Raw genomic sequence first — 10,571 nt, forward strand, 5'->3', positions numbered from 1 at the left:
CCGCATTCGTCGCTGAACGACGCGAATTCTTGAATTCCGCGGATCACATCTCTCATCGCGGCCGGCCGGCGAAGTGGCGCGGCGGCCCGGGCGATGCGGGACCTGCGGAGGGTTCGGGCGGCGTTCCCGCTCCAATAAAGAACGTACACTGATGATAAGTGTACTGTCAATCAGCGGCGCCGACCGCCCCGCCGGGCCGTCCCCGGGAGTGCGTACCCGCGGCGACGGGTCAGGGCGGCGCGCGCGACCCGGGTGACCGCCACCGATCGAACGTGCGATATGACCCGCCGCGCGCGACCGGCTGCCGGCCGTCCCGTCGCGGCCGGAGACGCACGACAGCCCCCCATGAGCGCCATCTACGCCATGCCCGGCCACTTGGTCCGCCGCCTCCACCAGATCTCGACGGCGATCTTCGCCGAGGAATGCGCCGCCGCGGGCCTGACCTCGGTGCAGTACGCCGCGCTGACGGCGATCCGCGAGAATCCCGAGGTCGACGCCACGCGGCTGTCCACGCTGATCGCGTTCGACCGCTCGACGCTCGGCGACGTGCTGGAGCGCATGGAGGCGAAGGGCTGGATCCTCCGCAGCCCGAGCCCGACCGACAAGCGGGTCAAGCTCGTGCGCCTCTCGCCGGCCGGCGCCCGGGTGCTCGGGGAGGTGGAGCCGGCGGTGCGCCGGGTTCAGGAGCGGCTGCTGGAGCCGCTCGCGCCGGAGGACCGGGACCGGATGATGCGGATGCTCACCCGGCTGGTCGACCTGCACGGATCGGAGCCGGCGGACCCGCCGCGATGACGCACCGCGCGGGCGAGGCTCCCTCGTCCCGCGCCCGTCAGGGCTGGGGCCGCCACAGGCTCCGCTCGATCCGGCTCGACAGGCCGACGGCCACGCCGACGACGCCCACCAGGGCCAGGATGTCGGACAGGGTGACCCGGAAGGCGCCGCGAAAGCCCGGCGTGACGAGCCAGAAGATCTCGGCCCCGTGGACGGCAAGGACCAGCACCGCCACGCCGACCAGCGCGGCGGGGCGCCCGACCACGCGGCGGGGCAGCAGCACGAGGAGCGCCAGGAGCACGGTGGCGAGCGCCGCGACGGCGCCGACCCGCGCCAGGGCGCCGCCCCGGTCGATGTACCACCGCGCCTCCTCGGGCAGGTTCCCGGACCAGACCACGAGGTACTGCACCACGTGGACGAAGCCCCAGCAGGCCAGCAGCACCAGCATCGGGTCGGCGAAGGCCGCCGCCATGCGGTTGTCGCGCAGCGGCCGCCCGGAACTCGCCCGGGCGGCGACGAGGGCCGCCGCCGAGAGGGCGAGCCCGGCCTGGATCGTCATCACCAGGAGTCCGAAGGCCGTCGAGGCGAGGCCCGGATCGACGGATTGCACCCAGTCCTCCGCCGCCAGGGTGCCGAGCACCGCGTGCAGCACCATCCCGAGGGCGGCCCGCCGCCGCCGCGCGGCCGCCTGTTCGAGGCCGAGGTCGATCGGCGCGCGCCGGAAGGTCTCGGCGAGCCAGAGCCAGACCGCGAGGTAGAGCAGGCTGCGCAGGGTGAAGAAGGCCGGGGTGAACCAGATCGCGGCGAGCGCCGTGCGGGGCGCCGGCCCCCTCCCGCCGCCGTAGAGGCCGCCGAGATTGAGCAGGATCGGCACCAGGAGGATCGCGGCGACGGGCAGGAGGCCGAGGAGGCGGCGCAGCGAGGCCGCCATGGGCTCGGCGGCGAAGCCGGCGAGTTCGAGGCCCATCAGGAGGGGCAGCGCCCCGGCCGGCAGCGAGACCAGGACCAGCCACGCGGCGAGGTAGGAGGGCATCACGGCGGTGCCCGCCGCCCCGGCGAGGGCGCAGGCCCCGAGCGCGGCGGCCCCGACCGCCAGCGAGATCGGCCGGCGGTTCACCGCCCCGCCTCCGCGCGCCGGCCCGGCCCGCCGCGGCCGCCCGTCGGAACACCACCTCGCACCGCACCCTCACGCAGCGGCTGGGACTTGACCCTCTGCCTATGGCACAAAGGGGTCGCCGACACAGCCGCGCGCGGCTGCGGCGCGCGGTCCCGGTGCCGGTGGCCGGGCCGGCCGGGTCCCGTGGTCCGGCGGTGGCACGGGCGTTGCTGCCGGGCGGGCGCCCGAGGAGAGTTTCCATGCCCCGCCGCGCCGACGTCCTGCGCCTGCCGATGAGCGCCCCCGACGACGTCTCGCCCCTGGCCGCGGCATTCGGCACCGGGCGCCTGAACCCGCACGAGGTGGTGGCGGTCTTCGGCAAGACGGAGGGCAACGGCTGCGTCAACGACTTCACGCGGCCCCTGGCGGTCCGGGCCCTGCGAGGGCTGTTCGCGCCGCTCGTCGGCGAGGCGGGCCTCCGGCGGATCGCCATGGTGATGTCGGGCGGCACCGAGGGCGGCCTCTCGCCGCACTGGCTCGTGGTCACGGTGGGCGAGGCCGCCGGGCCCGGACCGGCGCTCGCGGTCGGGCAGGCGCGCACGCCCGCGCTTCCCCCGGAGGATCTGGGCCGGCGCGCTCAGGCCGCGATGGTGGCCGAGGGCGTGCGCGCCGCCCTGCGCGAGGCGGGCCTGAGGCCGGACGAGGTCCATTACGTCCAGGTGAAGTGCCCGCTCCTGACCTTCGAGCGGATCGGCGCGGCGCTCGACCGCGGCGCGGTTCCGGCCACGCGGGACACGCTCCGGTCCATGGGCCTGTCGCGGGCCGCCGCGGCGCTCGGCGCCGCCCTCGCCCTCGGCGAGGTGCCGGAGGCGGCGATCGCCGCGAACGTCGCCGAGACGGACCCGGTCGTCCACGCCCGCCGCTGCGGCGCCTCGGCGGGGGTCGAACTCCTCGACCACGAGATCGTGGTGATGGGCATGTCGCCGGACTGGACCGGCGCCCTCGCCATCGACCACGCGGTGATGAGGGACGCCATCGACGTCGCCCCGGTCGCCGCCTGCCTGCGCCGGCTCGGGCTCACCGGACCGGACGGGTTCGTGGACGAGGCGGGCCGGTCGCGCCTCGTGGCCGTGCTCGCCAAGGCGGAGGCGTCGCAGGACGGCACCATCCGGGGGCGCCGCCACACGATGCTGACCGATTCCGACATCGGCGCCACCCGGCACGCCCGCGCCTTCGTGGCCGGGGCCCTGGCCGGTCTCGTCGGGTTCACCGACCTGTTCGTGTCCGGCGGGGCGGAGTTCCAGGGGCCGGACGGCGGCGGCCCCGTGGCGGTGATCGCGCGGCGCTGAGACGACGGACCCTCAGCGGGCCGGCTTGGGCGCCGTCGACCCGGTCGCCTCCGTGGTCGGCTTGATCGCCCACAGCTCCGTCGGCAGCGCGCTCGGCGCGTCCGGCTTGAAGAAGGCCGAGTCCTGGATGTGCGAGGACGTGACGTAGATCGTCCCGTCCGGCCCCTCCGCGAAGGTGTCGGGCCAGCGCAGGCGGGGATCCTGCACCAGGACCGTGAGGCCGCTGCGGCCCGAGAGGTCGCGCACCTTGACCGCGTTGTCCTGCGGCGAGGTCACGTACATCCGCCCGTCGTGGCGGGAGATCCAGAGCCCGTCGGCCGGACCGTTCTCGCCGACCGCCCGGACCTTGCCCGACAGGCTCTTGTCGGTCAGCGCCTCCGGGACGATCGCCGAGGTCATCCAGCCGGTGAGCGCGTCGGTCGGCAGGCTGTAGAGCGTCCTGCCCTTGATGGCCTGCCAGTAGAGCGTCTTGCCGTCCGGCGCGAGGGCGATGCCGTCGGCGGAGAACTCCACCCCGCGTCCGTCGGGCCGGCGCAGGGGCTTGCCGTCATAGGTCACCTGCACGGCCGGGTCGGGCATGGTGGAGGGGTCGCCGGCGAGCAGGCGCCGCGCGCTGCCGCTCTCGATGTCCACGACGATGAGCGCGCCCTCGGCGCCCGAATCGGTCAGGTAGGCGGTCCTGCCGTCGGGCGAGATGCGCACGTCGTTGAGGTAGGAGCCCTGCGGGGCGATGCTCGGGTCGAAGGCGATCGTGCGCGCGACGCGGTTGGTCTTGAGATCGATGGCGACGAGCTTCGGCCCGTCCTTGACCACCTGCGCCATGGCGGGCGCCGCCGCGTCCACCACCCAGAGCCGGTCCTGCCCGTCCGCCACCACGCTCTGCACGCAGACGAAGTGGTCCTTCGCCGCGACCTCGTCCTTGCGGGCGTTGCGCCAGCTGTTCCACTCCGCGTCCGGATAGGGCACCGCCTGCCCGTCCTTCAGCTCGGCCACGGAGACCGGGGCGTCCTCGGTCCAGCGCGGGAAATTCACGAAGATCCGGCCGTCCTTCGACACGGTGACGCCGGTGACCTGGTGGGGAAAGCGGGCCACCTGGGTGAGTTCGCCCGTCGGAGATGCGCCGGGGCTCTGGGCGAGCGCGGCGACGGGCAGGGCGCAGGCCGTCAGGAGGAGGGTCAGGCGCAGGGGAGCGGAGCGGGCCATGGTCGTTGCCTCGGGCGCGTGGAACACGGGCGGGCAACGCGGGACCGGGCGTGGGAGGTTCAATTCGGGTTTCGAGAGAAACCGGCTCGCGGGGCGGTCCGATCGTCCGTGGACTCACATCGAACACTCCTCCCTTTTCCGGACGGTTGCAGCGTCAGCGGACGGAGATCCGGAAGAGGCGCGTCCATCATCGAGCGCAGATGGCATCACCCCTGGAAGGAGAGCGTCGCGCGGGTGCCGCGATGCGCCGGGTCGTACTCGACCCGCGCGCGCAGGTTCGTGCCCATCGCCCGCAGGATGCGCGAGCCGAGCCCGGAGCCGAGCGGCGTCCCCTCGCCCGACCAGCCGACGCCGTCATCCTCGACCACGAGGGTCACTTCGTCGTCGCCCCGGCGGACGATCGCCACCCGAATCTCGCCGGCGACCTCCGGCGGGTAGGCGTACTTGTAGGCGTTGGTGACGAGTTCCGTGACGACAACACCGAGGGACACCGCCTTGTCGGTGGCGAGCCGGATCGGCGCGGCGTCGAGGCGGATGGCGTGGTCGCGGCCGGACGCCTTCATGGACGCCTCCAGCTCCTCCACGAGGCTCGCGAGGTAGGCGTCGACCTCCACCGCTTCGACGTCCTGCGAGGTGTAGAGGCGCCGGTGGATGCCGGCGATGGCCGAGATGCGCGCCTGCATCTCCTCCAGCGCACTCTTGGCGGCCGGGTCGGCCACGGCGCTCGTCTGCATCCGGGCGAGCGCCGCCACCAGGGCGAGCGAATTCGCGACCCGGTGGTTGACCTCGCGCAGCAGGATCTCGGCCCGGTCGCGGGCGGCCCGCACCTCGGCCTCGGCCCGCTCCTTGTCGCGCCGCAGCGCCTCCTGACGCAGGGCGGTGCCGACCGCCTCGCCCAGGAGTTCGCGGAAATGCCCCTGCACGTCCTTCCAGACGTAGTCGACGGCGCCCGCCTTGAGCGCCGCCACGGCGACCCGGCTGTCCTCGGACCCGGTCACGTAGATGACGGGCGGCGCCTCCGGCAGGGCGCGGATCTCGGCCAGCACGTCGAGGCCGCTGCGGCCGGGCATGTGGTGGTCGAGGGCGACCACGTCGACGCCGCCCGCGCGCAGCCGCGCGAGGCCCGCCTCGCCATCCGCCGCCAGGTCCACGCCGTAGCCCCGCGCCAGGAGCGCCCGCTGCACCAGCCGCGCGAGACCGGGGTCGTCGTCGATGTAGAGGATGCGGGCCTGCCCCGGCACCGGGTCGTCGCTCATGGAGTCTCGTCGCTCACGGGTTCTCGGGCACCTGCATCACCGAGAAGAACAGGCCGAGCTGCCGGATGGCGTTGGCGAAGCCGTCGTAATTCACGGGCTTGGTGATGTAGACGTTGGCGCCGAGGTCGTAGCAGCGCTGGACCTCCCGGCTGTCGTCCGTGGTGGTGAGGACGACGACCGGCGAGCGGCGGGTGTGCGGGTTCGCCTTCACCTTCTCCAGGATATCGATGCCGGTCATGTCCGGCAGGTTCAGGTCGAGAAGGATCAGGAGGTGGCGGCCGGCGCTGACCTCGCCGGACCCGTCGGCCCCGAACAGGTAGGCGAGCGCGGCGGTGCCGTCCCGGAACGGAACGATCTCGTTGTTCACGCCGGCCCGGCGAATGTTGCGCTCGATGAGCCGGGCGTGACCCTCGTCATCCTCGATCATCACGATGCAGACGGGGTGCATTCGCCCTCCTCCCGGGTCGTCGCCGGAGTCCGCGGGACTTGGCAGTCCGTTGCGTACCGCAAGTTTCGCGCGGCCAGAAGCCTCGATCCACCAGTCTTCCCGGCGCGACGACGCCGCCGCGACCGGTCCGGAGCCCGCGCCCCGCCCCGGACCGTCACTCGGCGGCGAGGCCGCGGGCGCCCCGATCCTCCGCGCCCTCGACCGGCCGCGACGGCAGGGTGATCGTGAAGGTCGTGCCCTCGCCGAGGCGCGAGGCCACGGCGATCCGCCCGCCGAGGGAGCGCACCAGGGCCTTGACGTGGGCGAGGCCGATCCCCTCCCCGGGCCGGTCCTGGGGGCCGGCGCGGCGGAACAGGTCGAAGATCCGGGCGTGATCCTGCGGGGCGATGCCGCGGCCGTTGTCCCGCACCGCGAAGCGGACGCGGCGGCCAGGCGCGGCTTCGGCGGTGACGTCGATGCGGCCGGGCCGGTCCGGGGACAGGTACTTCAGGGCGTTGTCGAGGAGATTGGCGAAGATCTGCTCCACCGCGAGGCGGTCGGCGGTGATGGTCGGGAGATCGGGGGCGACGCTCACCACGGCCCCGGCCGCGTCGGCCTGGTGGCGCTGCGCGTCCGCGAGGCCCTGCACGAGGGCGGTCATGGCCAGGGGCTCGGGCCGGAAGCTGCGCCGTCCCTCCCGCGACAGCTTCAGGATCGCGGCGATCAGCGCCTCCATCTTGGTGATCGCCGCCCTGATGAAGCCGAGCGCCTCGCGCATGTCCGCGTCGATCGGCGCGGCCCTGGGATGGTCTCCGAGGGCGGCGCGGATCTCCTCCTGGACGGCCTCGAGCTCGCTCGTGAACCCCATCACGTTCACGAGGGGCGCCCGCAGGTCGTGGGAGACGATGTAGGCGTAGCGCTGGATCTCCTCGTTGGACTCGCGCAGCTCGGCCTCCGCCTCGCGCTGCTCGCTGATGTCGGTATGCACGCCGACCCACTCGCGCAGGCGGCCGTCCGGCTCCAGGATCGGCACCGCGCGGATCGCGTAGGGGCGGTAGGTCCCGTCGCGGCTGCGGACCCGGTGCTCGAACACGAAGGTCCGGCGCGCGGCCACCGCGGCGTTCCAGGCGTCGATCGAGGGCTGCGCGTCCTCGGGATGCACGGCGTCGGCCCAGCCGTAGCCCTCGTACTGGGACCTGTCTTGGCCGGTGAGCGCCGACCAGCCGGGCTGCTCGCCGGTCATGCGGCCCTCGGCGTCGTTGGTCCAGAGCACGCCCCGCACCGCCTGGACGGCGGCGCGGAAACGGTCCTGCTCGTGCCGCACGGAGACGAGGAGCCGGGCGTTGTCGAGGGCGATGCTCGCCTGGGCGGCGAAGCCGAGGATCAGACGCTCCTCCCGCTCACCGAAGCGGGCGGGCTCGGGATGGCCGAACAGGAGCGCCCCCAGGGTCTCGCCCGCCCCGGAGACGACCGGGACGGCGAGGTAGCTGCGCACCGGCAGGTGGCCCTTCGGCATGCCGCCATGCGAGCCATAGCGGCCCTCCGCCATCACGTCGTCCGCGCGGACCACGCCCTCCGCCCGGAAGGTCGGCGTGAACAGGGCGGTCGACCGCGGCAGGCCGAAGCGGGTGAAGGCCTCGCGCGGGGCGCCGCAGAGGCTGAAGAGCCGCCAGACCTCCTCTTCATTGCCCTCGCGCCCGGCCGGGACCCGCTCGAAGAAGGCGCCGTAGGCCGCGCCGATCAGCGCGGTCGCGCTGTCGACGATGCCCTGCGCGAGGCGCCCGAGATCGTGCTCCGCGGTCAGGGCCGATCCGGCGCGGTTGAGGTGCTCCAGGCGCTCGGTCTCCTCGCGCAGCGCCCTCCCGTCCGCCTCGGCCCGCCGGGCCGCCCGCGTCTGCGCGACGGCCGCCCCCGCGAGGACGAGCGTCAGGCTGAGGCCGATCCCGGCCGCAGCCGGGGCCAGGGCGCCGGTCGGGTCCCGGGTGAAGGCCGGCGTCGCCGCCGCCGAGAGGGTCCAGGTCCGGCCCGCGGCGGCGATCCGGCGGGTGGCCGACAGGCCCGGCCCAGCCGCCCCGGCGGGAGACTCGACGGCGAACAGGCGCGCGTCGGGCCGGAGGTCCTCTCCGTCGAAGACCGCGAGGGCGAGTTCCCGCTCCCCGCCCGCCCCGCGCCGCGCCGCGATGCGCGAGAAGAAGTCGCCCGCCCGGAACGGCGCGTAGACCCAGCCCGTCAGCGCGGCGCGCCGGGCCGCGACCCCGTCGGGCACCGCTCCCCCGGCATAGACCGGAAGGTAGAGGAGGAAGCCCGGCTGCTTCTCGGCATCGATCTCCTGGACGAGTTCCACCCGGCCCGAGAGGGCCGGCCCACCCTCGTCGCGGGCCCGCTCCATCGCGGCGCGGCGCGTCGGCTCGGACGACATGTCGAAGCCGATCGCCGCCGCATTGCGTGGATCGAGGGGTTCGAGCGCCACGATGCTGGTCGGCTCGGCGGCGCCGGTCTCCGGCCAGGGGCGGATGCCGGGGAAACCTTCCGCGCCGAGGCGGCGCGCCAGGGTCTCGCGTTCGCCCGGCGCGAAGCGCCGGGCGTAGCCGAGGCCGCGGATGCCCGGGTAGCGGTCCTCCAGGTGCAGCTGCGCCACGTAGGCGGAGAAGTCCGCCCGTGTCACCTCCCGGCTCGCGGCGTAGAGCCCGCTGGCCCCGCGCAGGAGCGTGAGGCCCGCCTCCAGCCGCTCGCGGATGGCGTCGACCTGCTCCCGCACCAAGCGATCGAACCGCTCGCGGTCGCGCGTGGCGCTGGCGCTCCACAGGCTCGCCGTCACCGCAGCCGTGACGAGGAGTCCCACCGCCAGGACGAGGATCGACAGACCGTGACGCCCCGCCCTGTCCGGCAGCGGCAGCGAGCGGGAGATGAGCGACGGAATGACGGATGTCCTCTGCGCGGGCCAGCGGCAGATCTAGAGCATGGTCCGGCGAAGGGGATGGTGGTGCGTCGCGCTTCTACCCCCGTGCCCCCCGCCTCTCCCGAGGATGGGGCGCGCTCGCCCGCGCCGCGCAAGGCCGCCAGCCCCAATGCTCGTAGGGGCTCGTCGGGGGCGCCTCGCACCATCCGGCCCGGTGCAGACCCGCCGCGAAGCGCGCCCGGTCGAGGCAGGCCTGCTCGGTCATCACCGAGGCCGGCAGGCCGCAGACCGCGTCCGCCCGCTCCCACCGCGCCAGCAGATCCTCGCGGGCGCGAGCCGGATCCGCGGCCAGGATGGCGCAGGTCAGCACGGCCAGCGCGAGGACGGCAGCGATGGCGACACGGTGACGACCCATGATCAGCATTCCGCGCGGCCCCTCCCGCGACGGGGCGCCGATAGCACGGCCGCGCCCGCTTGCAAGCGCCTTGCGGCAACCGGCGCGGGCGGGCTCAGTGCTGGGCGAAGATCGGCCGGCGCGGACCGGGCCGCGGAATCCGCCGCGGCGGCTGCGGGGTGGCCGACATCCGCCGCGAAGCCCCCTCGATCGTGCGCGCACAGGTCGTGGCCGCGTTGGCCGCCTCGCCGCGCGACGGGAAGGTGTCGTCCGAACGCAGCAAGGTTTCGTTCTTCCGCCCGATCAGCCGCCATCGCCACTGCCCGGGATCATCCTGCTCGATCAAAAATTGCATAGCCACCTCCACTGTCTTTCCTTTTGGGAGGATTATGCCTCATGCCCTTTCCGATCGGGGGATGTGCCGGGGCGCGATCTGCATTAACCTGTGGCCTGGCCGCGATTCCGGGCGAATCGTCCCCATGATTCACAGCGGATAGCCGGCACACGGCAAGCGGCGCGCCGCATCGGGCTTGACGCTCGGGTCCGCAACGCGAATCGCGGACCCGTTTCGGCGGCGCGGCGGGCGCGACTCACTGGCAGGGCATCACCGCGGCGGATTGCGAGACCAGGGCGGCGAGGTCGCGCAGGTCGGCCGGTTGCCGCGGGCTGCGGGCCACGGCGGCGGCCTCGCGCTGCAGCCGGGCGTTGCAGCCGCAGGAGGGAATGCCGCCGGCGGGCGTGCAGGCGTCGTGGTGCATGCAGGCCCGGTCGAGGGCGTCGACGGGGGGCCGTCCGGGTCCGCGGTCGCCGGGCCCGCAGTAATTGCCGTGGAACACCAGCGAGCCGTCGGTCAGCGGGTTCGATCCCGGCGTCAGGCGCGGGACCACGACCCGCGGCACCCCGGGCGTCTCCACGACGATGCCCTGGGCGGACGCTTCGACCGCAGCCACGACAAGTCCGGGGAAAGACAGCATCAGACCGATCACCGGCCCGACGAGAATGCGTCTGCTCATGACTGTCATCCTTCAAGATGATATCCAGCCTCAACAGGATGACATCTTCGCAGAACGAAGCAACAGCGGATCAGCAATCTGCACCGCCACCCGGCGCCGTGGGGGGGGGGGGGGGTGGCCGCGAGGCGCACAGAGGGGGTGGGGGGGGGGATAGGGGTGGGGA

At 73.9% G+C, this 10,571-nt stretch carries 10 protein-coding genes; 2 read left to right on the forward strand and 8 right to left on the reverse strand.

Features of this window, described 5'->3' with window-relative positions:
- Positions 1–345: 345 nt before the first annotated feature.
- Positions 346–792 carry a MarR family winged helix-turn-helix transcriptional regulator gene (locus ACW9J6_RS26380; RefSeq protein WP_457119320.1) on the forward strand — a complete coding sequence of 149 codons (447 nt, stop codon included), beginning with the start codon at positions 346–348 and terminating at the stop codon, positions 790–792.
- A 37-nt stretch (positions 793–829) separates the two neighbouring features.
- Here ACW9J6_RS26380 and ACW9J6_RS26385 read toward each other — a convergent pair whose 3' ends face one another.
- Positions 830–1,888, reverse strand: coding sequence for a hypothetical protein (locus ACW9J6_RS26385; protein WP_457119321.1), 1,059 nt, complete (start codon positions 1,886–1,888; stop codon positions 830–832).
- A 239-nt stretch (positions 1,889–2,127) separates the two neighbouring features.
- On the opposite strand from ACW9J6_RS26385, the gene atzD reads away from it, so the two are divergent.
- Positions 2,128–3,216 (forward strand): cyanuric acid amidohydrolase, encoded by a 1,089-nt coding sequence (atzD, locus tag ACW9J6_RS26390; RefSeq protein WP_457119322.1) that lies wholly within the window; start codon positions 2,128–2,130, stop codon positions 3,214–3,216.
- A gap of 12 nt (positions 3,217–3,228) precedes the next feature.
- Here atzD and ACW9J6_RS26395 read toward each other — a convergent pair whose 3' ends face one another.
- The 7 genes from ACW9J6_RS26395 to ACW9J6_RS26425 all read right to left on the reverse strand — a co-directional run bounded on the left by ACW9J6_RS26395 (position 3,229) and on the right by ACW9J6_RS26425 (position 10,408).
- The gene (locus tag ACW9J6_RS26395; RefSeq protein ID WP_457119323.1) at positions 3,229–4,419 is read right to left on the reverse strand and encodes an L-dopachrome tautomerase-related protein; all 1,191 of its coding nucleotides are present in this window, start codon (positions 4,417–4,419) and stop codon (positions 3,229–3,231) included.
- A 206-nt stretch (positions 4,420–4,625) separates the two neighbouring features.
- A complete protein-coding gene (locus tag ACW9J6_RS26400) occupies positions 4,626–5,675 on the reverse strand; it encodes a sensor histidine kinase (RefSeq protein WP_457119324.1) in 1,050 nt (349 codons plus the stop codon).
- Between the two features lie 13 nt (positions 5,676–5,688).
- Positions 5,689–6,123 carry a response regulator gene (locus ACW9J6_RS26405; RefSeq protein WP_457119325.1) on the reverse strand — a complete coding sequence of 145 codons (435 nt, stop codon included), beginning with the start codon at positions 6,121–6,123 and terminating at the stop codon, positions 5,689–5,691.
- Between the two features lie 154 nt (positions 6,124–6,277).
- Positions 6,278–8,944, reverse strand: coding sequence for a CHASE domain-containing protein (locus ACW9J6_RS26410; RefSeq protein WP_457119326.1), 2,667 nt, complete (start codon positions 8,942–8,944; stop codon positions 6,278–6,280).
- Positions 8,945–9,098: 154 nt separating this feature from the next.
- Positions 9,099–9,416, reverse strand: coding sequence for a hypothetical protein (locus ACW9J6_RS26415; protein ID WP_457119327.1), 318 nt, complete (start codon positions 9,414–9,416; stop codon positions 9,099–9,101).
- 94 nt (positions 9,417–9,510) lie between these two features.
- Positions 9,511–9,750 carry a hypothetical protein gene (locus ACW9J6_RS26420; RefSeq protein WP_457119328.1) on the reverse strand — a complete coding sequence of 80 codons (240 nt, stop codon included), beginning with the start codon at positions 9,748–9,750 and terminating at the stop codon, positions 9,511–9,513.
- 235 nt (positions 9,751–9,985) lie between these two features.
- Positions 9,986–10,408 (reverse strand): hypothetical protein, encoded by a 423-nt coding sequence (locus tag ACW9J6_RS26425; RefSeq protein WP_457119329.1) that lies wholly within the window; start codon positions 10,406–10,408, stop codon positions 9,986–9,988.
- Positions 10,409–10,571 lie beyond the last annotated feature (163 nt).

The organism is Methylobacterium sp. JK268 (genome assembly GCF_054052225.1).

What these genes read in the sequence shown, in the direction of transcription:
- ACW9J6_RS26400 (WP_457119324.1), bottom strand. Translation starts at nt 5,675, where the DNA reads ATGAGCGACGACCCGGTGCCGGGGCAGGCCCGCATCCTCTACATCGAC.
- ACW9J6_RS26405 (WP_457119325.1), bottom strand. Translation starts at nt 6,123, where the DNA reads ATGCACCCCGTCTGCATCGTGATGATCGAGGATGACGAGGGTCACGCC.
- ACW9J6_RS26380 (WP_457119320.1), top strand. Translation starts at nt 346, where the DNA reads ATGAGCGCCATCTACGCCATGCCCGGCCACTTGGTCCGCCGCCTCCAC.
- ACW9J6_RS26420 (WP_457119328.1), bottom strand. Translation starts at nt 9,750, where the DNA reads ATGCAATTTTTGATCGAGCAGGATGATCCCGGGCAGTGGCGATGGCGG.
- ACW9J6_RS26415 (WP_457119327.1), bottom strand. Translation starts at nt 9,416, where the DNA reads ATGGGTCGTCACCGTGTCGCCATCGCTGCCGTCCTCGCGCTGGCCGTG.
- atzD (WP_457119322.1), top strand. Translation starts at nt 2,128, where the DNA reads ATGCCCCGCCGCGCCGACGTCCTGCGCCTGCCGATGAGCGCCCCCGAC.
- ACW9J6_RS26395 (WP_457119323.1), bottom strand. Translation starts at nt 4,419, where the DNA reads ATGGCCCGCTCCGCTCCCCTGCGCCTGACCCTCCTCCTGACGGCCTGC.
- ACW9J6_RS26425 (WP_457119329.1), bottom strand. Translation starts at nt 10,408, where the DNA reads ATGAGCAGACGCATTCTCGTCGGGCCGGTGATCGGTCTGATGCTGTCT.